The following is a 25,043-nucleotide window of genomic DNA, read 5'->3' as shown; positions in this document are numbered from 1 at the left end:
GATTTAATAAATGCCACAATAAGCTTGCCAATTTTGGTTACAAATCAAGAAGTCCAAGAGTTTGATGTTTAGGGGAGCATATTAGTATTAACTACCTAAGGTTTTATTGGGACTAATCCCTAAGGTAGGGTTTGTTCAAAACCCCACTTCTCACTGAACTTTAGATGACTATTTTTAAAAGTTCAATGCACCATCCGTAATAATAAACTTTCCAATTGTTCTTCGAAGGTGAATTTTTAGAAAATTATTTGGTCGTTTAAATATACTTGTCCGGTTACCTAAAAAGTGAATTACTAGAACCACTTAAAAGAATTGTTAATTGAACTGGCGTCAGGTATATTGAATCAGTGATTTTTCGGTTTAAAAATTATTGGAAGTTATTTTTACTGCGATTCTTGACACAATACAGGAATCGTTCATATCTTAAAAAAGGTAGTATCCGGGTCATAAATATCTGAAAATTAGATGCCAAATGCGTTTATTTCCAGAATTTTAAACCTCATATTTTTTGAGATTTTCCAAAGGGCTAGCGTTGATATCGAATTTTCCGTAGCAAAGCTCCTTGGAAAGATGTCCCGATATATCAAAAACTTTGAGAAGCTACCTAACTATCAAGTGGTCCCCAATTGCAATATTTATTCCCCGATTTTGCAATATGCAATATATAAAATCGACTAGGTATTTTAAATAAGGTAGGTCTTCTAAGAATCAATTCTTCTTGACCCTGTATGTGATTCCACGATTTGTTACAACGGTTCTTACCCGCATGTTCAGGACAGCCTGATTTGATATAACCGCTTCACAGGACGAAGTTGAGTTGGATAAGATAACCCGATAAACGAAACCGTTTTTATCTAATTCAGGATTTATGACCGTAAGTGTGGCCGTATTGGAGCCGGAATATTCTGCTCCATCGGAAATGGCATTAAAACCGACGCCTCCGTTGGTACTCACCTCCCATACATAAGAATCCGTATTATTTCCCACTATGGAAAAGACGGCATTGTTTCCAACTAAGATAGTATTATCCATAGGCTGAGTAGCAACGCTTAGTGAATAAATAGAGATGATTTGCTCAACAACCGTTTGGTTACCGGCAGCATCGGAGACCCGATACGTTCTGGTAATAATTTCAGGATCCGATCCACCGTTAGTTACATCACTAACAAAGATAACTGTTGGGCTTGGGTCACAATTATCGACCTCATCGATAACGTCATTAATATCTGGAGGAGGGATATCGCCCGGACAATAGATTGTTACAGGTGCCGGGTTGCTCGCCGTTGGAGCAACGTCATCAATGTTAATTGTTGTAACTGCCGTGATATCGAGTGTGGCATCACCCGGCATTCCCCCATACTCCACGACATACCCTTGTGGCTGATAATCACCACTGGTCGCTCCCGTATTTGTCAAGTCATTCCAAGAACCATTCGGGTTTACATTGGGATGTGTAATATGGGCATAATCCTCATTTCCAGAGTTATTTGGTTCTCCGTTGTTCCAAAAGGCAAAATTCGGAGAACTTCCTGCGGCATCTCCGTTCCAAAAAGTTGTTCCAGCTTCGGGGCCCGTAACCCATTGCCAAACACCTTCCGTTGCGGCATCACTACCTCCTATCCAACCGGTTCCCGCAGCCTGGGAACCTGAAAAATCAGCTTCCTGTTGTGTGGTGAGTGTGGCCAGATAACCCTGTAATCCAAAGTAGGTCCTTGCGTTGGCCGCTGTATTCGCATTCGTCCAGGTAATTCCTAAACTTGGAATGTATTCATAATAATGCCCTGTAGCAGGAAGGAAGTTTGCTGAACCTACCGTTATTGAAAACTGTCGGGTTCCTGATGGGCTTAGTGCGCTATTTGAATATTCCACGGCGGCAATGGCCGTCTCGAACTCTGTATAAAGGGCAGGGCCCGTAAGCGATAATTTCCCTTCGACCACATCCCATGAAGCTGTAATATTAGGGTGTGTCCCCGTCAGTGTTAACAAGTCTTCCCCATTAACATAACCCGTGGAAATTTGAATATATACGGCATTGGTAGAAGTATCGTCTGAGTCGGTTATACTGATGGACTCAACAATAGGTAATGAGGAGCCCGGGCAATATACCTGATCCCCTACAGCTGTAACCACAGGGGGATCACTGGAAGTGGAGTCGTCCGTATCGTCCCGATAGTCCACATCTCCACCAGTATTCACATCATTGTCCCAATCCGGCAGAACGTTTGACCCTCCAGATGTATTTAAAGGATTGTCTATATTGCCCCCCGGATCCGCATATCCATTGGTGGCATCGGTAGCATTATCCAATCCATCACCATCACTATCCGTTCCGGTCAACACAAACCATGTTTCGGCATCATCGGTCAGCCCATCATCATCACTATCCGTATCCATAAAATCTGGAATACCGTCACCGTCAGTGTCAGGTGTAGTTGACCCTCCGGGTTCGTAAGCATTGTCTAGTCCATCACCATCGCTATCCGCGTTCGAAGGTCCCATATATCCAAGAGTGGGTTGTGCCTCAATATTATCGGGTATACCATCACCATCACTATCCAAGTCCAAATGATTAAAAATCCCATCCCCGTCCGTATCTAGACTATAACAGCTAGAGCCTCCGTCATAACTAGCGCCATATACGCGGGCACCCTGATTATAAGCTTCTACCCGAATATACCTCATGGTTGTTGTAGTGGTAAACGATACTTGCCGTATTGACCCTGGCAGGGTGTTATTCGCATCGGCCAAAAAGCCATTATTGTTGCCAGCCGCGTTGGAGCGCTGCACTTGCATATCGGAATCGCTGACGGCCGGATCAGCACCTAGGAAGACAACCACTTGTGTTCCTATGGGAAGATTAATTGGAAATCGTAAGAGGAGTACTGAACTTCCGCCCGGCCAAGTGGTCGGGTTTTGAGCATAAGTATTACCCGGAACACCCTGTGCATTGGAAACATTACTGAAATATTGAATATTGCTTGCCGTCATAACCTCGCCACCGGAAACCCCTCCACATTCGTTAATATCCAAAATTCCATCGTTATCATCATCCACATCCGTTGTATCATAAATCCCATCCGAGTCGGTGTCGGTAGTATCGATAGACAAACTGCAAGAAGAGTACACAATCGAGAACGGAATATTCTGTTTGGCTATGGAAGGCCCCTGATATTGAACGGTTAGATTTTCACCTCCCCCATTTTCAAAAAATAAGACCTCCATTTCGTGTAACCCCGAGGTTAAGCTAAGGGTGCCCGATCTTTCTTGGGTGCCATGGTTACCATCATTGTTTACGACCTGAACCCCATCAATATATAACTTCGAACCGTCATCGGAGCTTGTATAGAAAGTATAAGAACCTGCCGCTGCAATTTGAATATAACCTGTATACCTAATAGAAAAAGAATCGGTATCGCCAGGGTCTTCCTGATTTTGAAGTGCATCGACATCAAAGTTTGTAAACACTCCAGTGCCCAAAGCTCCTGAGGTTGGAATATTATCCACCGTGGCCCCACTGGGGACCAAATCGTAAAATTCAAAGTCAATTTCCCCGGAACAATAGGGCAAAGTACCTTGTACCGCTACATTGTCAATATAATAGAATTCATTATTTGCGGTGTTATAAAAACGTATTCGAATTTCCAGCGTAGACCCCGTAGTAGGTAGGTTTATGGAATAGGAAGGCTGTAGCAGGTCTGACGGAGAAGAGTCTCCCGAGGCATTTTCAAATTGTGTCCAAGCTGCCCCGTCTATTCGGTATTCCCCAATAAAGTAATCGCTACCCTGCTCAAATTGGCTTGTATCTGCTTGGGTTGCGACATCGAGATTGAAACTTACGGATTCGAATCCAAAAATATTGATGGCATTCGTCTGCCAAACTCCCTCAGCACCCAGATTGGTGGCTTCCAGTCTACCCCCCTGTACCCAAACTTTTCCTGTAATCGTAGTTGTCCAGTTCTGAGGGGCAAATCCACTTCCAGCACCATTTTCGGTACCATTGGCATAACTATTGAAATTCTCGCTCCAAATAGTTGTTTGTCCAAATGATAAACCTGAAAAAAATAAAGAAAACACCAATAGACAGTATAATTCCCTTTTGATACCAATAGTTATTGGACCACTAAAGAATTTCCAGCTATTATTGTCCGTTCTCGTCATTGTACAAATATTACCCTAAGCACTTTCATGTAAAAAAATATGTTGTGAAGTACCTTGGAATTGATGTATAATATAATTAAGCGGACTTAATATGCTCACAATCGTTATTTTACATGCTTTAAGGTTCTTATGCCCGAGCAGAATAATTGGTTTTACTTTCGCTTGACTGACCTTCAAAAATGGCTTTAGCTACCCATTAATTGGTATCTTGTAATTCTATAGACTTTTAAATATGACCGGAGTTTATATCTGACGTCTGGTAAGATTTAGAGATATATTGGTAAATCCAATTTGGGACGCCCACCCTAACCAGACAGTGATGGTATAATGCGCTCGGTGGATAATTGCCGATATTTTTCTAAAAACTGTTAGCGTGATTACCCTTAGCTTGGAATTAAAAGGGCAAAATTCTCTAGTCCCGGTCATTAGCACAGGGTTCATGGATTTTATTATATTTCCCTGTATTTATTTTTGACCCTACCACAATTACTCAACAATGGGAATAAGTGAAAATAGAGTAGGGAAGGAGATATTAAGCAAGAATGATGAACAACAATATTTACATCATTGGTTCTGGGGCCATTGGCAAGGCTTTGGCCGTATTTCTAAAAAAACAAAACAAACAAGTTCAGCTTGTTCGGGGAAGTGTGGACAATCTCCCGAACATTGAAACTGAAATTACGGTGGTAGGAAAGGATGAAACCTTTGCAGAAAGTATATTGACTACCACTTTTAGTAACCTTAAGGACATCAATGGAATCGTTCTGGTTACGACCAAGACCTTTGCAAATGAAAAAATAGCCGAGAAGTTACGTGGGCTCAATGGCCATTATGAGATAGTCCTACTTCAGAATGGGCTCAATATAGAACATCCTTTCAATGATCTGGGTAAGGTATACCGATGTGTACTGCTATCTACCAGTCAGGTAACCGGTGAGAACAAGGTTTCCTTTAAAACGGTAGCGGCTTCGCCTATCGGGGATTTGGATGGCTTGAACGAAGGACTTCATGAGGTAATCGAACGAATCAATACCCCGCAGTTTCAATTTAGGGAGGAGGCCAGTATTTTAAAGTTTGTCTGGAACAAGACCGTTGCCAATTGTGTTTTTAATACCATTTGCCCCTTGTTGGAAATAGATAATGGAATCTTTCATAGAAACCTGGAAGCAAAGAAATTGGCCAAGGATATTATTGAGGAATGTGTAGTATTGGCAGAGACCCAAGGGGTACTTTTAGATACGGAGGAAATCTTGGAAAACCTATTATTGATCAGTCAAAAGTCGGATGGACAATTGATTTCTACCTATATGGACATTCTTAACCATCGGCAGACGGAAATTAAAAGTTTAAACCTGGAAATTTCTAGAATAGCACAGGAAATAGGACGGCCCGAACTGGTCCAAAAAACTAAATTTTTGGGACAATTGATCGAGTTGAAATCTAAGATAACCCATCTTGAAAATGTTTAAAACCGAAGTGTTATGCTTGACCCATAATATGGACTCGGCAGAAATTATGAATGCTAAAAGTTGACTTTACTCTTTTTGAAACCTAAAAACGATCGAGTATATCCTGGTTTCAATCTGGTTTCAAATAATCATGGTAGTATAGGTTCGAATCTCCAGCTTGGTACAAACGATTATTTCTGGGGAAGGATACCCGTTGCCATCCAAATAAATTTTGAATAAATTCACCTAATTTAAAACCTAGAGGATTTCTACGTTTAGCAGGTCATTGTAAAGAAGCTAAATATTATTTCAATTATTAAAATCACCCGACATTAACACAAATGAATTTCTACAACTTAAGCGGAATTGTGCCATTAGACTTGGTTTCTGAAATTTCTAGTCTATTGGAAACGCAACAATTTCCTAAAACCTATTTGTTGCATAAACAAGGAACCGTCTGTAAACATATCTACCTTGTTCAAAAAGGAATAGTTAGGACTTTTTTTTATAAAGAAGGGAAAGACATTACGGTTCATATTGCTTCTGAAGGAGAGCTTATAACTGCCATTGACAGCGTAATAAGTTTAAAAAAAAGTCGGTATAATGTTGAAGTATTAGAGGATAGTGAAATTCATGCAATCTCCTATAATAAGCTTCAGGCCCTTATGGGAAAGCATCCTCAATATGAAAAATATATGAGGTTGATTTTAGAACAACTCTATGCCGAAGGAGCGGATAGAATTGAAGAGTTTTTGTTTTACTCAGCTAAAGAGAGATATGATAACTTGATAAAAAATCGGCCACATCTTCTCAATAGAGTCAACCTGGGTCATATTGCTTCCTATCTGGGCATAACTCAAGAAACCCTAAGTAGGATAAGAAAAATTTCTTGATTTTTTATTTTTTGACAATTGTCAAAAGATAACGACTGTGAAGTACATAGTTTTGTTGAGAGTTATTCTTCTTCTTAAATCAACACTATTTTATGAAAAACTATCTACTTCCATTAAGTGTTTTGGTATTCATGCTATTTCATCTCAATATTCAGGCACAAAACAAATCCAATGGAGACAATATGCCGGGGATAAGGATTATTTCAGCGGTGGATATCGAGGAAGAAGTTGATGGCCAGCCAGCAAGTGTATCAACGGTGGAATTAATTATTCAACCCAACCAAGCATCAGCGCCCCACAGACATCCAGGGCCCGTTTATGGGTATGTACTGGAAGGTATTTACGAATTCAAAGTTGAAGGCCATCCTCTTGTAACCCTTAAGCCAGGCGATACCTTTTATGAACCATTGATGGCATTACACGAGGTTGGTAAAAACCCGAGTGAAACTTCTAAAACTAAACTATTGGCAATTATCACACATCCCCGAAGTAGTAAACAACTTGTAATTCCCGAAAAAACCATCAAATCAGGGGAATGAATAACTAACCGAGTTTGTTAGGGAAGTGCCATTGGACTACAATGTCCAAAGAGTATTGGATCGGAAGTCCCAAGTTGTATTTACAAACAACACTTGCTTTTTTGATAATGGTTTATTTCTAGTAATCCATGTTATTTAACTACAAGCACTAAAGTATATTAAAATGAAGATAAAAATCATCAAACTATTTCTAAGATTTGCAATCGCATCCGGTTTCTTGTCCGCAGTTGCGGATAGACTTGGACTTTGGCCCAAGGAAATATCGGCTTGGGGCAATTGGGAAAGCTTTTTGGAGAATACCGAATCAATAAACCCACTACTTCCTAGAATGTTAATTCCGGCAGTTGGATTGATAGCAACTAGTGCTGAAACTTTATTTGGAATTTGCCTCATTCTAGGGTTTAAAACAGAATTGATGGCAAAACTGAGCGGATACCTTATGCTAATTTTTGCATTGGCAATTACATTTTCTTCAGGAATTAAAGGTGCCTTTGATTATTCTGTATTTGCTGCCTCGGCCGCAGCTTTTGCCTTGAGTCTTATGAAGGAAAAATATCTGGAATTAGATGTGTTGATTTCAAAAAAGGTCCAGTAAGGCCTGCTCACAAAACAACCCATATTCAATACGGGCTGTAGGTCTAAATAAAAGGTTTGTGTCTTGTTTAAAGTCACGAAATTTTTGGGATTCCCAATTCCATTTAAAATGAAAAAACAAAGCCAAAGAATTCCGATATCTGCATGATGGAAGTCAAATGCTTGTTCGCTCATAAACTGTTCATAGCTAAAACGTTGGTGGTAATATGAAGAATTTAAAAAAAATCAACATTTCAAAAACCAAGAGTAGAGCTATTACTCTTCCAATGTTACAAAATCACTATTGGGTCGTCTTGTTATTATGAATATCACCAACCAAAAATTAGCTAGACTAGCAGGAGTAATTTATCTAATAACTGTCATTACCGGTGTTTTTAGTCTTATGTATGTTCCCAACAAAACTTTCATTTGGGAAGATCCTAAAAAAAACATTCAATTATTTCAAGAGTTCGAGTTTCTTTTTCGGCTAAGTATAGTTAGTGAAGTGCTTTGCTATTCGGCATTTCTTTTGCTTCCCATTTTGTTACATTACCTTTTTAAAAAGACGAATAAGTATTTATCACGATTAATGATTTTATTTGTTTTGGTAGCCGTTCCTCTTTCTTTGCTTGCAATCTCCCATAAGTTGGACATGCTCGATACTTTAGGTAACGATTCATTGAGCCAAATAGATGCAGAACAACTTCAAAGCCAAATTGGTCTGTATTACAATAAAATTAAAATAGCACAAATTTTTTGGGGACTTTGGCTTTTGCCTTTTGGTTATTTAATTTATGTATCGGGAATACTACCAAAATTGTTAGGTGTTTTTCTGATGCTCGGAGGAATTGGTTATATGGTCAATTTTGTTGGTCCTATCCTTTTTCCAAATTTCACACAGTCAATTATACCAATTGTAGCCAAAATTCCGTCGTCAATAGGAGAGATAGGGACATGCTTATGGCTGTTATTAATAGGATTAAAAAAAGAATTCAGATATGAAGACTAAAATTACGATCACGATTGCATTACTGATTTTTTGTTGCCAAAGCTCATATTGTCAAAATGACATGGTAGCAATAAATACAAGTGAAACACCCTACAGCGACTTTGATTTTGTGGTTGGTAGTTGGGATTTTTACACTCCGGACGGCACCAAAATCGGTGTTCAAACCTATACAAAAAGAGAGGATGGGCATTTAATAGTTGAAGAATGGCAACTCAGTTCTGGAGAAACCGGCCTTGGAATGAGCTTTGTGGATCCCAAAACCGGTTTATGGAGACAGGTTTGGATGAGTCCGATGTACCACATTGACTATTCAGGAGGTATAGATGAAAATGGGGCCATGGTCCTTGAGGGAACACTTTATCCCAATAACGGAGGTGAAAGTTCACCAATTAAAGGGATGTGGTCGAAGCAACCGGACGGCTCAATAAAGCAGGACTTCTATATATTTGATGATAAATTAGATAAATGGAATGTTTTGTTTTCCGGTTATACACTGCCAAAAAATAACTAAAGGGTAAAATACTACCACCGGCATCATGCATAAAAATTGCCAGTTTTAGCATAACCCATGTTATCAAATAATCTCATACTTGTACTTGCAACCCTAGGCTTATTTCAGGGCTTTTTCCTTTTTATATATCTAATAACCCTTAAAAAAGGAAATAAAAAGCTAAACCTCTATTTGAGTTTGATTTTATTGGGGCTAACCATAAGAATTGGGAAATCCGTACTTGGTTATTACATTCCGTTAGAAGCTTGGCAAAAGAATATTGGTATCTCAGGAAGCCTGATCGTTGGTCCATTTTTATGGTTTTATGGGATTGTTTTATTCCAAAGAAGTACAACTTTAACAAAAAGTCATTATCTGCATTTATTACCATTTTTTCTTTTTGCTTTACTACTATCATTCATACCCAGTAACGGTGATTTTGAAACTTTTTGGAATTACGGGCTAGTAGTTTTTCATTTAGCCATTTATCTTGTCGTCTCATGGTTTACGCTGGTAAGAAGGGACTCACAAATACCTTCAAAAAGGTCAAAATGGTATAGAAATATCTTAATCGGGGTAACTTTCATATGGATATACTATCTAGGTAATTTTTTGAACTTAAAAAGTCATTATATCTGGGGGCCCATTTTTTATTCATTTCTCATTTATGCCTTTACCTATCTTTTTCTAAATCGTGAAAATTTTGATTTGGAGAAATATGAAAATTCAAGTCTGGATAAAGACGGTTCAATGGCATTGTTTAAATCTATCCAAAAACTATTTGAAAAGGAAAATCTATTTTTAGAACCCACTATTTCGTTGAGTACCTTATCGGACAGATTATCAAAAAGTTCAAAAGAAGTTTCCCAATCCATAAACGAAAACGCCCAACAAAATTTTAGGGAATTTGTAAATAAATATAGAATAGAAAAGGCCAAAGCTCTATTGGTCGATTTGGGACGCAAGGATGCAAAAATGGCTACGGTGGCCTATGATTCAGGTTTTGGTACGGTTACGGCATTCAATGTTGCCTTTAAAAAAAGTACTGGGCTAACGCCATCTTCATATCAAAAAGAAAACATTTCAAATTAGGTTTTTCATAGTAAGAAACATGTTTCTTAAAGAATTTCAGCTTTAAATAATTGATTTTAGCTCTTATAATTAATTGTATGAATAGGAAAACATTTATTAAAAACTCATTAGGGGGAATCGTATTGACAGGAGCCGCATTTTCACCAGTTATAACAGTAGCTCAAACGCTCCAAGAACCGGAACCTCTTGATTTGAAATTGGTCAAAGACTTTGTAGTAGCCGGACATAAAAACCTACCCTTAGTGAAGGAAATGCTCCAGGAATATCCAAACTTAATTTATGCACGATACGATTGGGGAAATTCAGATTTTGAAGAGGCCATTGAAGGGGCAGGCCATTTGGGCAATAAGGAAATTGCCAATTATTTGATTTCCCAGGGAGCTCGGGTCAACTTGTTTGTTTTGACAATGTTGGGAAAAACCGACTTGGTAATACCAACATTGGAGGCCTATCCAGAATTAGTTTTTGCCAAAGGTCCACATGGCTTTACATTACTTCATCATGCCAATGTGGGTGAAGCCAATGATGTGATTGATTATTTGAAAGAAAAAGGCCTCACCGAAACTCATATTAAAATCAAATAAACATGGTACAGTGAAAGGAACAATTTTGAAAAGTTTAAAATACACGCTGGTTGTGATTCTTACCTGTATAGTTGTATTTGTCACTCTTGTCTTCATACCCTATTCTAACATTGGTTTTCCAGAAAATGGGTATTCGGAATTTGTTATAAACAACGTCAACATCGTTGACCTAAAAAATGATACTATTTTAAAAAACCAGCATATCCTAGTTGAAGGAAAACGGATAAAGGAAATTAGTTCAGAGCCTATACGGAGGAATAATAACAACCAATTAAGTATAAATGGAACAGGTAAATATTTGATTCCGGCCTTATGGGATATGCATGTCCATTTGACCAAACGATCATCAAATAGTGCTTATGCCCAGTTTGTTACCAATGGTGTAATGCATGTACGTGATATGCGTGGATCCTATAACGATAGGGACCACTTTGCGTCGACTCCCATTAGGATTAGAAAGTGGAATCAGAAAGTAACCGATATGGAATTATTGGGACCTATCGTTCATAGTATCCCCAGTTTTGCTATTGAAGGGCCCAATCCAATGTTTGACAACTCACCTGAATACTTTAATTGCGCAAATAGTGAACAAGCAAAAATGTTGGTAAATTATTTTAAGGAACAAGGGGTGACTTTGATCAAAACGTACAACAACATTCCAAGAGAGGCATTCTTCACATTGATGGGAGAAGCAAAGAAAGCCGGGATTGAGGTAGCAGGCCACAAACCCGTTCGAGTGAGCACTATAGAAGCAGCAAATGCAGGAATGAAGAGTATGGAGCACGCCCGATTTTTAATCTGGGAAAGTTTTAAAGGGTCACAAAAACTTAGAAATAGTGATAACCCCAAAGAAAAAGACAATACCGAACTCAGAAGGCTAATGCTTGACAACCACGATACCCTGTTGTTGAAAGAAAATTTAGAAGCATTAAAAAATAATAATACTTACTACTGCCCTACACACCTTACCAGAAAGGCTGATGCTTATGCAGATGATGAGCGTTTTAGGACAAGATATGACGAGATCAACCCTATTTTTAGGTTTTTATCATTTGAGGATCTGGATGTGACATTACAGGAAGACACAACAGACTTAGGCAGAGAAGTGTACCATGATTTTTATAGTAAGGGTCTTGAAATCACTAAAACAGCAAGTGAGTACGGAGTAAAGGTATTAGCCGGCTCAGATGTGCCGGAACTACCAGGAACTTCTTTAATTGACGAACTACAAGAACTGTCAGCTACGGGCCTTTCAAATTATGAAGTCCTCAGGACAGCAACTTTGAACCCTTCCGAATATTATGATTTGGATACAATTTACGGAACTATCGAAGCAGGGAAAAGTGCTGATCTACTATTGCTTTCTCAAAATCCTATTCAGGATATATCCAACCTAAAGGGCATATATGGTATTATTTCTAATGGAACGTATTTGAATAAGGAAGAAATAGAAAATCTAAAACAAAAAATCCACTCAAGAAACAATGGATTATTAATGTCAGCAAAACTTTTCTGCGATATGCTGATGTATATGACAATATAAACTGGCTTACAATTTGAATATTGCATATGCACCCTTCGGGATGCAGACGCAACATACAAGAGAAGTAAACAACATTAAAACAAAAATCAGTAGTAATTTGAAAATTTGTAATTAATGAATTTGAAAAGTCATTATAAAAATTTTACAGCGAATCAATAAGTAAAGCTGTTTCATCACGGAATCGGTATATATGGCTTGCCCGGAGGCCTCTATAATCCATACCTCGATGGTAAGTGGTAATGTATTTTGGACTAACCACAGCGTCGAGATAAGGTAGGCTTTATAAACCAGTAAAAAAGTACGGTCTTCTGTTTCCTATGTTCGTTTTTTGTGTAATTTCCAATCGTTATAAAAATGGGCCGTTGAAAGAATAAAGCCCGGCGTTATTCGTAATCCTTAATACACATAGTGAAAGCTGTCTTGACAATCGGTCTGTTGGTCCTGAGCAATACCTTTATGGTAGTAGCCTGGTATGGCCACCTAAAATTTTCAGAATGGAAGTGGTTTAGTAAGCTAGGACTTATATCCATCGTGCTAATTAGCTGGGGGATTGCCCTGTTTGAATACATGTTCCAAGTCCCTGCCAATAGGATTGGCTTTAAAGAAAACGGGGGACCCTTTAGTCTTATCCAATTGAAGGTGCTCCAAGAGGTAATAACCTTGGTAGTCTTTGCCGTATTCACCCTTGTGGTTTTCAAAACTGAAACCTTTAGGCCCAACCATATCATTTCCTTCCTGTTTCTGATCCTGGCCGTTTACTTCATGTTCAAGAAGTGAGCATCTTAGTAATGGGGACGGGATAAAATACTGATTTTGTTGATTTTTGTTTTCGCAACCCGAAGGGTTGAAGGAAACACCATGATGTACATGGTGCCCCTACGGACTTTGTTATTTTTTGGCCCGGACTAATGGGATACCAATTTTAGTCCAATGATCGATGCGATCAAGGTGGTACTAAAGAATAGTCGCCAAAAAGTTGCGGGTTCCTTAAAGATAAGAATCCCTACCAAAACGGTACCTACTGCACCTATGCCGGTCCAGACCGCATAGGTGGTTCCTACTGGTAATTCTTGGGAGACCTTTACAAGTAACGACATACTTACCCCTAAACAAAGCAAAAATCCCAAGTACCAGTAGGTAGCTTCATCACCTGTAGATTCCTTTGCTTTTCCCAGACATGTTGCAAAACCCACTTCGAAGAGTCCTGCAATAATCAATAGTGCCCAATTCATTTTTTATACGTTTCCGATGTGTGAGGTAGCAAAGAAAAGGGTTTTGAACTTGGCATTCTAGGAAAATTAAGATGCATTCTACAGCAAGCTTGGTACTAAATTGTCGAATCGGTCGGGAACGGAAGACAAAGGCATTATTCTCGAAAACACTAAAAACCTGAACCAAAAATCTCTAAAAACATTTTATTCAGGACCTAAGGTATACGATGATTCTAAATAGTTTGCTCCCTTGAAACCCTACTGAGCATATTTTGAAATAAGGCGACTGTTTTCTCCTGGTAGAGCTCCGGTATTTTTCCATCCAAAATCCAGGTTTCGTCCAGTTGTATACCTTTATCGGTGATTATTTCATCCTGAATATAAAGTAATGTATTCGTGCGGATGCCACTATTTAATTAATTGTTATCCGCAATATTGTACAATCCTGTGTCAATCATTCTACATCAATAAATATAGGATTAGAGTAGAACCATAATTCATTCCACGGGCTTTCGCCTATTTCATCTACTTGAGGTTCCAGTTCACTACTATTTGTACCCCTGATTCGGATATAACTTTTTTTACCCAGCTTCGAAATCGTGTATGTTATCTCCCTATACCCATCATTGACCGTCCAGTCAGCCTTGGTAAAACGTGCAATAACCTTGGTGGTGGGATTGTTGTCGTTATTTCGATTAGTAACCGGACCTCTAACTTCTCCCATTATCAAATCAACACGGGTAACTTCAGGATTTTGTTTCCATGAATTCAAATTGTCAGGGTCTTTAAAGCGAATGGTAACCTTTGCATCTGCACCCTGGGCAACATGCATAGTACTTCCTATATCAGCAGTATGATGGCCTCCTTCAACCCGAACATAAAGCTCTGAGATTAAATCTCCAAGGGTTACAAAAACACGGCCATTTCGAATGCCATCCATAATATCGTCGTGATTTTTTGGGCAAGGACATAGGTTTTGGGATATTCACCGGGTCAGAAATCGCTGCCGCCTTTCCGCCAGTGAACATATGAGTCCGAGTTTGCGGTTATCCACCAACGGCGACCTTCTCCCAACATGGAATCCCAAAATCCGCCCAGTTTAGCTGTCATCTGATCAAAACCTCCCATAGTAGGAAATTGTCCATATCCTCCCCGGGCACGTTCCCTAAAGGTACCGTCGGGATTTAGAGCTGCAGCTTGATGGCCAGGTGCTCCGGCCATACCTACGGCAATTTCGGGGGCATATCGTTCCAGTCACGAAGTTCGACAGATTTAAACCTATACCATCTATCAACTTATTTCAGTGGCCTCAACCTTGTTTTAAAAATCTGTTGACCGATTTGTTCACGGTATTTTTGGTAGCAATTACATAGAAATGACTTTCATTGTGAGAATACTAAATTCTGATTTTTTTCTTTTTCAGTTCGAATGATAAATTTTGTTGAAAAATGAGATAAAACTATAATGTCATAAAAGGGACATTAAGGCTTTGTAATTGGACTGGGGAGAAAACGAAAATCAGAAAAGCTGGAAATCGTAAAAATTATGGGTTGCTGTGAATTTAACAAAAAGACTGAAAGAATTCCTTAGTAATGGAAGGTACTTAAATATGGAAGGGAGATTAGGGAAAAATTGCCCGAATTAACACAGTCATCCGCAAAAGCTTTTTCTTGTCCAAGTAAGCGCTATTTTCAAAGCCATCAATAGCAACCTTCAATAGCTATGTAATTATTGATTTCAATCCTTAAGATTTAAGGTTTGCGTTTGATCTACTATGATATGGATTATTTGATCCAATTCATTTGAAGATATTTTTAGTTGTTTCAACCAAAATGGTAATTCTTCCCCGTCGAAATCATTACCATCAATCAACTCGATGATACCCAAAATTCTTGCTAGTGGGCCCCTTACTTCATGAGATTGTGTCCAAGCTATATTTCTCAGTTTTTTATTTTGGGTCTCTATCGTTTGAATATGATTTAATGTTTCCGTTATATCATTGGATTGAACGATGATTCTTTCAGGACCGTTTGTGTCTCCTTTAACTTTTTTACAGTAAAAATCGACTTTTATTTGTTCACCATTCTTTAAAAAATGGGTAAAATTATTGTTTGCCAATTGTAATTGAAGATTTGAGAGGCGTTTCACTATATTTTCAACTTCCTCTTTTGGATGCAATTCGAAATAGGTCATTTTTTTATACTCCTCCAAAGCATACCCATACTTTTCTATTGCCGATAAGTTTGCGTTTAAAACATTATAATTATAAGCATCCAAAAGCCACATAGGTTGGGGACTAAAATTAAATAAATCTTCAAAATTGGAACGCTCACTTTCAATTTGGGAAATGAACTGTCTCCTGTTTACAGCAAAAACTATACTTTTATATAGCAAGTTTGGATTTAACTCATCTTTCACCAAAAAATCATAGACACCCAATTGAAGGCTTAACTGTGCAATTGACACATCAGTATAACCTGTTAATATTAATATTGGGATATCTTTTGCATATGTAAGGACTTTTTTAATTAGTTCCAGACCGCTCCCATCTTGTAGATGTATATCTAAAAGAATTGCAGAAAAGGTCGATCTATTTTTTTCCATGCCTAAAACAGTTCCCTTAAAATCCTTCCTGCGTACAATCTCTATATTCTTAAATTTTTCATGTAGATAATCTTCTACAAGTATAAAATCACCATCATTATCCTCAACTACCAATACCGTGATTGGCTCTTCATATGTAAAAACTTTATACATCTTACTATTTGGTTAGGGTGTTTATCTGCAACCAAAATTCTTCTATCTTAAGAATTACTTTTAAAAAATCCTCCATATTTAGCGGCTTTCTTACATAACTATTGGTGTGGTTTTCGTACGCTTTTTCAATATCCTTTTCATTGGATGAGGTAGTCAACATTATTACAGGTATTTTTTTCAATATTGGGTCGCCCTTTATTTTTTTCAAAACTTCATGACCGTTAAATACAGGAATGTTAATATCCAAAAGTATCAAATCAGGTTTTTTTACTTCTGTGTATTCCCCTCTTTTGTAGAGGTAATCAAGAGCTTCTTGTCCATTCCTAGCTACATTGATATCAATAATGACTTTGCTTTCATCAAAAGCTTCTCGTGTGAGTAGAATATCTCCTTCATTATCCTCCACCAAAAGAATATTAGCTAATTTCATTTTTCTGTATTTTATATTTTCTGTTTTTCGCTATTGTAAAGAAAAAAGTTGTTCCCTCACCAACTTTTGATGTTAGCCATATTTTTCCGTCTAAAAATTCAACACTTCTTTTGACGATAGCAAGTCCGATTCCTGTTCCATCATATCTTTCTCTATTATGTAACCTTTGGAAAATAATAAAAATCTTATCATAAAATTGATCATCGATCCCTATACCATTATCTGAAATTGAAAATTCCCACTCATTTTCCTTTTCTTGTACTTTAATCTCTATGATTGGCGTAATTTTTTCTCTGGTGTATTTAATAGCGTTGTCTAACAAACCATGAAAGATTTGAGTCACTACGGCGTTATACGATACTATAGAAGGTAGTTTGTCAGATATAATGATCGTTGAACTTTCTGCAATAACTTTTCTTCTCAATTGTTCATAGCTAGTTATGACCTCATTTAAATTTACTTCTACAAGTTCATCAGTCGGTTTACTTGCCCTGGAATAATCAAGCAAATCCAATATAATTTGTTTCATACGTTTGGCACCATCGGTGGCGAAGTAAATATATTGAAGTGCTTTTTCGTCCAGTTGGTCTTCATACTTTCTTTTTAATTGATCCATAAAGCCAGAAATCATTCGCAATGGTTCCTGTAAATCGTGGGAAGTGACAAATGCAAACTGTTCCAACTCTTCATTGGACCTTTCTAGCTCTTTAGTATACTGCTTCAGTAGCTCCTTGTTTTTAATTTCGTGAGTAATGTCTGTTGAAATACCGATAATTCCACTCAGTTTTTCGTTTTCATCATAGATTGGAGAATTGGTCACCATTACGGTAAAATTAGTTCCATCCTTTTTCTGGACTTCAAAATTGCCCGACCAAGATTCCCCCTTTTTCAGTATTTCCATTATTTGCCCGGCCATTTCTTTATTGGTCTCCAATGTGATAAGTTGCATGATATTTTTTCCTATGGCTTCTTCAGTTTTCCAGCCGTACATAAGCTCAGCGCCCCTGTTCCAATAGTTGACTTTTCCATCCAGGTCTGTTGCAATAGTCCCTTGCCCAACCATGCTTAATAAATTAGCTTTGAATCTATTTTCTTCCTCCGCTTTCTTTCTTTCTGTAATATCTATGTTAGTACCTATCATTCGAATAGGATTTCCTGAAATTTCATCTCTTATTACGATGGCTTCCCCTATTATGTATCTAATTGATTTATCATGCTTAATTATTCGAAATTCTGTGTTAAATTTCGAAATTCCCTGTAATGCATTTTGAACGTCCCTATTGGTTTGATCAAAATCATCTGGATGAATTTTGTTTTGCCAAGCTTCGAATGCCCCCTGAAATTCATTTTCTTCAACTCCAAAAATTTGGTACATGGTATCGTCCCAGATAAGCTTGTCATCTATTATATCCCAATCCCATATGCCGATATTCCCTGTTTTAGTTGCAAGACGCAATCTTTCTGAGGTGTTAATTAAATTTTCTTCGGCTTTTTTTCTTTCTGTAATATCTAAAATTATTGCAATGAAATTGCTATAGTTGTCTTCCTCAACTAATTTAAGATGTACCTCTACAGGATAATGACTACCGTCTTTACGCTTATGTTTGGTAAAAAATATTACTTTGTCCTTTCTATAACTTAATAAAGGAGAAACTAAATGATTAAAGGACTCCTGCGTGTATTCAGGTTTTATATCTAATGGGGTTAGATTATGTAATTCTTGTTTTGTATAGCCGAGGTTGAGCATCGCTCCTTTGTTGACATATCCGAATTTAAAGGTTTTGGAATTGAACATGTAGATTTCATTCAAGCTATTTTCCAACGTTTCTTGAAATCTAGCTTTTTCATCTTCTGCTTTTTTCCGTTCTGAGATATCAAATCGAATGGCTAAATATTGCGTGGGTTTATTTTTTTCATCTAAGAAAGGCACGATAGTCGTATCGACCCAATAATAAGAGCCATTTTTCGCTTTGTTTTTAACTTCTCCGCGCCATACTTTTCCAGAAGTAATAGTTTTCCACAACTCTTTAAAAAATACGGTCGAATGATAGTTGGAATTAATGATCCTGTGTGTTTTTCCAAGAAGCTCCTTTCTGTCGTAACCTGATATTTTACAGAAATTATCATTCACCGAAGTTATTACTCCTTTTTGGTCTGTAAAAGCTATTATTGCAGACTGATCTAATGAATATTTGTAATCTTTTAGAGCTTTTAAACTTTCATTCAACAGTAGGGTAGCTGTTTTTTGCTTAGTAACATCCTCGCAAATAGCCACAGTTCTTATTGCTTTACCTTTTTCGTCCCTTATGAATGCGAGATGAATTTTAACCCAAACAATAGTACCGTCTTTTTTTATATATCGCTTTTCATTCCTATATTCTTCTTCACCACGAGCGGCTTTACTGAATATTTCCCAATCCTTTATACGATCGTTTGGATGTGTGAGCTCTAAAAAATTCATTTCCAAAAGTTCGTCAATGGAATACCCGGTGATATTCTCATAATATGAGTTAACCAAAAGAATATTTCCATTAGTTGGGTCAACTTGTGCGATGCCCAAAGTAGCGATTTCAAAGATGGTTCTGAATTTGGCTTCACTTTGCCGCAAAGCAATTTCATTCTCCTTATCTTGGTGTATATCTTGAAAACTTCCATAAACTCTTACACAAACACCATCATTAAATTCGGCTTTTGCAGTAGTTCTTACCCAACGCTCTTTTTTATTGCGTGTGACTATTACCGCTTCAATTTCATAGGGCTCTCCAGTTTCGATACATTTTTCAAAACTTGACAGTGCAGATTGGCGAAAATCTTCTCGGTAAAAATCAATTGCAATATCCACAGTTGGAACAAATGAATTTGGGTCTGTTTCGTAGATTTTATGCACTTCATCTGACCAAAAGACTGTTTGTTTGATGAGATCTACCTCCCAACTTCCAATTTTGGCGAGTAGCCCAACGTGCCGGTTCAATTCTCTAAGGCTTTTCTCTTCAGTGATATCTTTGGCAACGGCATAAATAATACCTTGTTCTGGTAAAGAAGTCGCAGTCCAACTTAACCAAATTACTTTGCCCTCCTTAGTGACATACCGATTTTCAAAACCCTCTAGGTTTTTGCCATTGTATAGTTTGTTTTGATTTTCCTCCGTGAAAGATTGATCGTCCCCATATACGAACGACTTTATTGGATTTGATCGAATTTCCTCTAATGAATAGCCCAATAACACTAAACCTGCAGGATTAATCTGCTTGATATAACCATCAAAACCTGCCACACAAATCATATCGGGTGCGAAGGTGAAAATTTGAGATAGCTCAACCTCTGTTTTCTTTCTGCTTAACTCAGACCCAAGGGTTGACTTTAATTTTTGAAACAGATCTAAATTGATTGAAAGGGCAGATTTAGCTTTTTCGGTTCCTATCAAAAGGCCACCTAGTAGATTGTCATTGTGTATTAATGGAATGGCAATGAGCGATTTAATCCCTGATTTTTCTGCTGCTGTTTTTCTTTTGAATAAATGCCATTCTGCATCAGTAGACTCCCAAATGATTGTTTTCCTTTTTTTCAATACTTGGTTCGATAAGCCTTCCTCTATTTCTAAGATGTTTAATTTTTCGGATTCCTTAAAAAACATCCTACCTGTTTTGGTTCCTGTATAACTTGCTGTGCGGCTAATTTTCTTATCGTCAAAAGTTGGTAACCAAATTTCGGCAAAACCAAAATTATCATATTCAACGATTTGCTGGCAAATATCTTTTAAGCAACTTGTTAAATCGTTGTTTGTATTTTGATTGAAATAGTTGTTTATTTTGGTAATGAGTTCTTTTTCTAACTCCTCAGTTTTTTGTTTGGTAACGTCACTAATTACATTCACAATACCTCTTATGGAAGGGTCTTGTATCAAGTTGGTTACATTGGTTTTAACCCATCTCAAAGAACCATCCTTGTGTTTTATTCTTGAAGTTCGACCCTCTATAGAAACACCTGGATTTTCCATGGCTTTGGATATAGCCAATTTAAAGCCATCTATGTCTTGTGGATGAATGAGTTTCCAAATATCCAACAGCATTGCCTCTGTGGGCGTATAGCCCAGAATTTTTTTTATCGCCTTAGAGATATAGGTTGTATCGCCTTCGGGAGAAATTATCGTGATGCAGTCCGTACTGTTTTCTATCAGGGTCTCGAATCTTTTCTCAGTTTGAACTATTCGTTCTTCCTGTTCAATTTTATCTGTAACATCCCTTGAGTTTGCCACGATACCTCTCACCGAAGGGTTGTCCAACATGTTCGTCAGTATGGTTTCTACCCATCGCCATTCTTTTTGGTGGTTTATAAAGCGAAATGGGTCGAGCGTGACTTTGTTTTCAGTAGACACTTTTTGCAGACCGGCTAAAACACTCTGCTCATCATCATGATGAAGAAATTCAAATATATTTCTGCCAATAAATTTTTCGGGCGATATTCCGAGAACAGAATTACTCGTTGGACTTACATAGCTATAATTACCTTCTTCATCAAGAATTCCAATTAGATCGGAACCTTCCTGAATTAGAGCTTTAAAACGTTTTTCACTTTGAAGTAATCTTTCTTCTTGTTCAATTTTTTCTGTAATATCCCTTGAATTAATTATAATGCCATTAATCGCTGAGTTGTCTAACATATTTGTTAGTATAGTTTCGACCCATCTCCATTCATTTTTGTGGTTTTTGGCTCGATAGGGTTTCATCACTATCCGATCCTCTGTTATTGATTTTTCCAGTTCGGATTTTGTTCGTTTGAAATCATCGGGATGAACGAAGTCAAATGCATTTTTACCAATAAAATCTTCGGGAGGAATACCGGCAATAGCAGTAATTGAAGGACTCATATACAAATAGTGTCCTTCAGTATTTATTACTGCCACCAAGTCGAATGCTCCTGTAACTAGCGCCTTAAAACGTTCTTCGCAATAATGTAATTTTTCTTCTTGCTCAAGTGTCTCCTTGCTGTCCCTTGCTACAGCAAAAAAGAGTTTTGCACGTCCGTCCCATTTGGAGGACCATTGATTATAAGCAATTCCCCCATACTTTTTTCGATACCTATTTGAGAACGATTTAATTTCCTGTCCTTTTTTTAAAGTGGTTTCCATTAAATCTGTAGAAACTAAATCCTCCTCGATTACCAATGACCTATAAGATCTACCCAATAATTCCTCAGGTGTATAGCCCCAGTGCCTTTCTGCTGTTGCACTAACATAAAGAAACTCGCCCTGCTCATTAAAAGTGCAGAAAACATCCAGAGAAGAATCTATTAGTTGTTTGGCTACGCTTCCATGCCTTATAGTGTGAGGTATATTTTTCCATTGACAAGCAACCGCATAAATCTTGTTCTCTTTGTTTCTTAAGGGTTCAAAAATTGTATGTCCATATTGTGTTTCTTTTAACTCGGAATCATAGTAGTGATTTTCTATTTCAAAAGAGACTCCCTTAAGAGCTCTCTTATAATAGGTTGCCCACTTCTCAACATTTTCATTAAAAATAGACTCGTAAGTATTATTTGTCAATCCAGGCACCACTTTCGTGAGGTCTTGGAATGCTTTATTGGAGTAAAGCAGTTGAAATTCAAGATCAATAATCCAATAAGGAATTTTACTTTGATCTAAAAAGATATTGGCCAACTGGGAATGTTCCATGATTTGGATTGGATATTTTGCGAAATATTTATTACCCAAAATAAGATATTAAATGTTCTTTGTTTTACAAAGAAAAATGTAAGATATTGAAAGATTTTTACTACTATTTTTAACTGTTTTGTTGTATTTTTAATACAGAAGTAAATAGCCTATGAACATACTTCTGGTAGAAGACAATCTAGCTGACCTCTTTATTATACAGGAAGCTATCGATGAATTGAATGTTGCATATCGTTTAGAAACTGCAACCAATGGTGAAATGGCCCTAAAAAAGATTAGGGAAATTTCGCAAAGGAACAATGTTGGCTTATTCGACTTAATTTTATTGGACCTCAATATACCGAATCCTGATGGTAGACTAATATTGAAATTTTTGAAATCTGATTTAAGATTCTCTAATATACCTGTTGTAATTTTAACAACGTCCAGTGATTTGAAAGATATTAAATATGCGTATCAAAATCATGCCAATGCGTTTGTTACCAAGCCGTATGATATTGAGAACTTTTCGGAATACATTAAAAACATATCGCTTTATTTTCGAAAACTTACGTAATAGGAAAAGAACAGGTAAAAGAGAGCCACATAAAAGAATTTTTATCACCCAAAGTTTTTGAAACAATGTACTGGTATTCATGCGTTTAATGTTGTTTCTAGTATTTTCCTTTTTGCTCGGCGAAGGTCTAATACTATATCGGGCGTTTCCAGCTCTTAACTATTCTTGTCATCTTTATAGTAAAATGAAAGTCAAATCAACTATAGTATTGTGTTTTTGGCTAATCTGTCTACAATGTTGACGATTAAATACTTGTTTACCGATGTGTAGACATTTATAACCAAATCAAATCAATTTAAATGATGGTCCAAAAACGACAAAACCCTGCAAATCATAGGATTAGCAAGGTTTTGGTCTCGAACGATATCCGATTCGGTGACCGGGCTGGGGCTCGAACCCAGGACCCTCTCCTTAAAAGGGAGATGCTCTACCAACTGAGCTACCAGGTCAAAAAAGAAGTGCAAAGATTTCTCGTTTGCGGGTGCAAATATAAGGCCTATTATTTATTTACCAAGACGAAATAGGCAGAAATTTATTTTTTTTTGAAATCGATTTATTTTAAGCCATTTTTGCCAAAATAAAGAGAAGTGAAAATTATATTGATTGGTTATATGGGTAGTGGAAAGACAACCATAGGTAAGGAGTTGTCTAACCAATTGAGCTATAATTTTTTAGACCTTGACCACTACATTGAAAAAGCCGAGGGTAAGAGCGTGACCAAAATTTTTAAGGAGAAGGGGGAGGTCTATTTTAGAAAAAGGGAAACTTATTATTTAAATGAAATTTTAGGGGTAAACGAAAATTATATTCTATCTGTTGGAGGAGGGACACCGTGTTTTGGCAATAATATGGAACTGATAAATAAAGCCACAAAAAACTCCTTTTATGTAAGAACTGATCTTTCGGATTTATGCGAAAGACTTTTAAGGGAGAAGGATTCAAGACCATTAATAGCCAATATAGCTGAAGGGGAGTTTAATGAGTTTATAGCCAAACATCTCTTTGAGCGAAGCTTCTTTTATAATCAAGCACATCATACCGTTCATAATCATGGAAAATCCATATCGGCCGTGGCCGAAGAAATCATTCAATGTTTAGTCTAGGTAAACGCAGTTGTTCTTTGGTTCGAACACTACGTTTACATGTTCTTGAAGGGAAGTTGAAAGGGAAATACCCTTGTAATCCGCTTTAACTGGATATTTTTTATGATTTCTGTTGACCAGAACAGCGGTTTTCAATTGTTTTAAGGGTGTTTTTAAAAAGTGGTATACACCATAGATTAAGGTAGTGCCGGAATTTAATACATCATCCACCAATACCACAGATTTATTTTCATACTCACTTTCAGGTATGGAGGTACTTACGCCACTTTTTAGAGGGTCTTTTTTGTCCATCATCACTTTGCAAAGTGTTATTTCAGCTTTGGTGATTTTTTTGAGGACCATAATTATTTTTTTGGCAAAAAGCAGTCCGCCACCTTCTATTCCCGCAACTATGATTTCATTTTCAAATACATTGGCCTCATAGATTTGGTAGGCTATTCGCTCAATTTTATGCTGAATCTGTTGATGGGTCAAAATTTGTTGTTGCATGGTATTTAAATAACTTATGATAAAGATAGGGCAAATTCGCTGTTTGTTGATAGTGATACTTTTTTTGAATTTTTATAACTACAGTTGAAAGTTACGCCAACTACGAATCATTTTCTTCTGGGGAATCCAAATAATCATCAATTTCCCGTCTGTCCTTTTTAGTAGGTCTTCCCATACCCTTTTTTCGATAATACTCCTTGGAATATTGTAAGAGTTCTTTATGTTCAAAGGCCTCTTTTGGGGTTGTGTCCTTCCTGTAAATATCCACCAACTTGGCACCGACCCTACTATCTGGAATGTCCAAAACGGTAAGTTGATAATCGATTTGGTTCTTGCGCACGCTGATTTTGTCCATAGGAAAAACCTCTCTTCCTGGTTTGGCCGTTTGGCCATTTATTTTAACATGGCCTTTTTTACATGCGTTGGTAGCAATGTTCCTTGTTTTAAAATATCGGGTACTCCAGAGGTACTTGTCTATGCGCATGACAAATTAAAAT

Annotated in this window: 21 protein-coding genes and 1 tRNA gene; 12 read left to right on the top strand and 10 right to left on the bottom strand. The window is 37.3% G+C overall.

Annotated features, from left to right (window positions below):
• Positions 1-708: 708 nt before the first annotated feature.
• Positions 709-4,158, bottom strand: coding sequence for a PA14 domain-containing protein (locus tag CJ263_RS01420; protein WP_094995628.1), 3,450 nt, complete (start codon positions 4,156-4,158; stop codon positions 709-711).
• A 545-nt stretch (positions 4,159-4,703) separates the two neighbouring features.
• On the opposite strand from CJ263_RS01420, the gene CJ263_RS01415 reads away from it, so the two are divergent.
• From CJ263_RS01415 to CJ263_RS01370, 10 genes are all read left to right on the top strand, one after another.
• Positions 4,704-5,627: a ketopantoate reductase family protein gene (locus tag CJ263_RS01415; protein ID WP_158657048.1), complete on the top strand. Its 924-nt coding sequence runs from the start codon at positions 4,704-4,706 to the stop codon at positions 5,625-5,627.
• Between the two features lie 320 nt (positions 5,628-5,947).
• On the top strand, positions 5,948-6,499 hold the full coding sequence (locus CJ263_RS01410) for a Crp/Fnr family transcriptional regulator (protein WP_094995626.1): 552 nt from the start codon (positions 5,948-5,950) through the stop codon (positions 6,497-6,499).
• A 92-nt stretch (positions 6,500-6,591) separates the two neighbouring features.
• A complete protein-coding gene (locus CJ263_RS01405) occupies positions 6,592-7,038 on the top strand; it encodes a cupin domain-containing protein (protein ID WP_094995625.1) in 447 nt (148 codons plus the stop codon).
• A gap of 163 nt (positions 7,039-7,201) precedes the next feature.
• Complete coding sequence (locus CJ263_RS01400; RefSeq protein ID WP_094995624.1) at positions 7,202-7,633, top strand: TQO small subunit DoxD; 432 nt, start codon at positions 7,202-7,204, stop codon at positions 7,631-7,633.
• A gap of 300 nt (positions 7,634-7,933) precedes the next feature.
• Positions 7,934-8,620, top strand: coding sequence for a DUF4386 domain-containing protein (locus CJ263_RS01395; RefSeq protein WP_094995623.1), 687 nt, complete (start codon positions 7,934-7,936; stop codon positions 8,618-8,620).
• Positions 8,621-8,681: 61 nt separating this feature from the next.
• Positions 8,682-9,131 (top strand): hypothetical protein, encoded by a 450-nt coding sequence (locus CJ263_RS01390; RefSeq protein ID WP_094995622.1) that lies wholly within the window; start codon positions 8,682-8,684, stop codon positions 9,129-9,131.
• A 171-nt stretch (positions 9,132-9,302) separates the two neighbouring features.
• Positions 9,303-10,202 carry a helix-turn-helix domain-containing protein gene (locus tag CJ263_RS01385; RefSeq protein ID WP_158657047.1) on the top strand — a complete coding sequence of 300 codons (900 nt, stop codon included), beginning with the start codon at positions 9,303-9,305 and terminating at the stop codon, positions 10,200-10,202.
• A gap of 77 nt (positions 10,203-10,279) precedes the next feature.
• Positions 10,280-10,786: a hypothetical protein gene (locus CJ263_RS01380; protein ID WP_094995620.1), complete on the top strand. Its 507-nt coding sequence runs from the start codon at positions 10,280-10,282 to the stop codon at positions 10,784-10,786.
• Positions 10,787-10,796: 10 nt separating this feature from the next.
• On the top strand, positions 10,797-12,329 hold the full coding sequence (locus CJ263_RS01375; RefSeq protein WP_158657046.1) for an amidohydrolase family protein: 1,533 nt from the start codon (positions 10,797-10,799) through the stop codon (positions 12,327-12,329).
• 408 nt (positions 12,330-12,737) lie between these two features.
• Entirely contained in the window at positions 12,738-13,106 is a 369-nt protein-coding gene (locus tag CJ263_RS01370; protein WP_094995618.1) for a DMT family protein, read from the top strand.
• A 128-nt stretch (positions 13,107-13,234) separates the two neighbouring features.
• On the opposite strand, the gene CJ263_RS01365 is transcribed toward CJ263_RS01370, so the two are convergent.
• The 6 genes from CJ263_RS01365 to CJ263_RS01340 form a co-directional block, all read right to left on the bottom strand.
• Positions 13,235-13,561, bottom strand: a complete 327-nt coding sequence (locus CJ263_RS01365; RefSeq protein ID WP_094995617.1) for a DMT family transporter — start codon at positions 13,559-13,561, stop codon at positions 13,235-13,237.
• 433 nt (positions 13,562-13,994) lie between these two features.
• A complete protein-coding gene (locus tag CJ263_RS01360; protein ID WP_094995616.1) occupies positions 13,995-14,480 on the bottom strand; it encodes a hypothetical protein in 486 nt (161 codons plus the stop codon).
• A gap of 53 nt (positions 14,481-14,533) precedes the next feature.
• Positions 14,534-14,761: a hypothetical protein gene (locus tag CJ263_RS01355; RefSeq protein ID WP_094995615.1), complete on the bottom strand. Its 228-nt coding sequence runs from the start codon at positions 14,759-14,761 to the stop codon at positions 14,534-14,536.
• A 516-nt stretch (positions 14,762-15,277) separates the two neighbouring features.
• A complete protein-coding gene (locus CJ263_RS01350) occupies positions 15,278-16,297 on the bottom strand; it encodes a response regulator (RefSeq protein ID WP_094995614.1) in 1,020 nt (339 codons plus the stop codon).
• A gap of 4 nt (positions 16,298-16,301) precedes the next feature.
• Positions 16,302-16,727, bottom strand: coding sequence for a response regulator (locus CJ263_RS01345; RefSeq protein ID WP_094995613.1), 426 nt, complete (start codon positions 16,725-16,727; stop codon positions 16,302-16,304).
• Positions 16,714-22,437, bottom strand: a complete 5,724-nt coding sequence (locus tag CJ263_RS01340; protein WP_094995612.1) for a PAS domain S-box protein — start codon at positions 22,435-22,437, stop codon at positions 16,714-16,716. The genes CJ263_RS01345 and CJ263_RS01340 overlap by 14 nt, the downstream gene beginning before the upstream one ends.
• Positions 22,438-22,549: 112 nt before the next feature.
• Between CJ263_RS01340 and CJ263_RS01335 the strand changes: the two genes are divergently transcribed.
• Positions 22,550-22,954: a response regulator gene (locus tag CJ263_RS01335; protein WP_094995611.1), complete on the top strand. Its 405-nt coding sequence runs from the start codon at positions 22,550-22,552 to the stop codon at positions 22,952-22,954.
• Between the two features lie 376 nt (positions 22,955-23,330).
• On the opposite strand, the gene CJ263_RS01330 is transcribed toward CJ263_RS01335, so the two are convergent.
• Positions 23,331-23,403: transfer RNA gene (locus tag CJ263_RS01330), tRNA-Lys, on the bottom strand.
• Positions 23,404-23,541: 138 nt separating this feature from the next.
• Here CJ263_RS01330 and CJ263_RS01325 point away from each other — a divergent pair.
• A complete protein-coding gene (locus CJ263_RS01325) occupies positions 23,542-24,057 on the top strand; it encodes a shikimate kinase (protein WP_094995610.1) in 516 nt (171 codons plus the stop codon).
• Here CJ263_RS01325 and CJ263_RS01320 read toward each other — a convergent pair.
• Together CJ263_RS01320 and CJ263_RS01315 are read right to left on the bottom strand one after the other, a co-directional pair.
• Positions 24,049-24,546, bottom strand: coding sequence for a phosphoribosyltransferase domain-containing protein (locus tag CJ263_RS01320; protein WP_094995609.1), 498 nt, complete (start codon positions 24,544-24,546; stop codon positions 24,049-24,051). The two genes, CJ263_RS01325 and CJ263_RS01320, sit on opposite strands and share 9 nt — an antisense overlap.
• Before the next feature lie 100 nt (positions 24,547-24,646).
• A complete protein-coding gene (locus CJ263_RS01315) occupies positions 24,647-25,030 on the bottom strand; it encodes an RNA-binding S4 domain-containing protein (RefSeq protein ID WP_094995608.1) in 384 nt (127 codons plus the stop codon).
• Between the last annotated feature and the right edge of the window lie 13 nt (positions 25,031-25,043).

The sequence above is a fragment of the Maribacter cobaltidurans genome, assembly GCF_002269385.1.
GTDB lineage: Bacteria > Bacteroidota > Bacteroidia > Flavobacteriales > Flavobacteriaceae > Maribacter > Maribacter cobaltidurans.
The sequence above is the reverse complement of the archived record's forward strand: the minus strand, read 5'-3'. Positions and strand labels throughout refer to the sequence as shown.